Origin of the sequence: Acinetobacter sp. Colony158 (assembly GCF_019264745.1) — a bacterium.
Taxonomy (GTDB): domain Bacteria; phylum Pseudomonadota; class Gammaproteobacteria; order Pseudomonadales; family Moraxellaceae; genus Acinetobacter; species Acinetobacter ursingii.
On sequence record NZ_CP078523.1, the window covers coordinates 2,195,356 to 2,195,561 of the forward strand.

1 protein-coding gene is annotated in these 206 nt (G+C 35.0%); it reads left to right on the forward strand.

What is annotated here, in order from left to right:
• Window positions 1–62: 62 nt before the first annotated feature.
• Window positions 63–206 (forward strand): hypothetical protein (locus tag JR005_RS09000; RefSeq protein ID WP_416378514.1); only part of this gene is annotated, 144 nt, incomplete at its 3' end.

Here is a 206-nt window from a genome sequence, read left to right on the forward strand (position 1 = left end):
AAGATAAAGGATTGATAGAAAAAGAAATATGGTGCGGAGCATCGTATAAAAGGATGGTCATGATGACGGCAATGACTTATACGGTAAATTTTAAAAAAACCGTTTTAGCGAGCGTAATTGGCTTATTTTTAAGTCAATCCTGTTTTGCTCTGCAAGAAATTTCTGATGAAAAATTAAGTGAAACGACAGGTGAGGGGATTGCATTA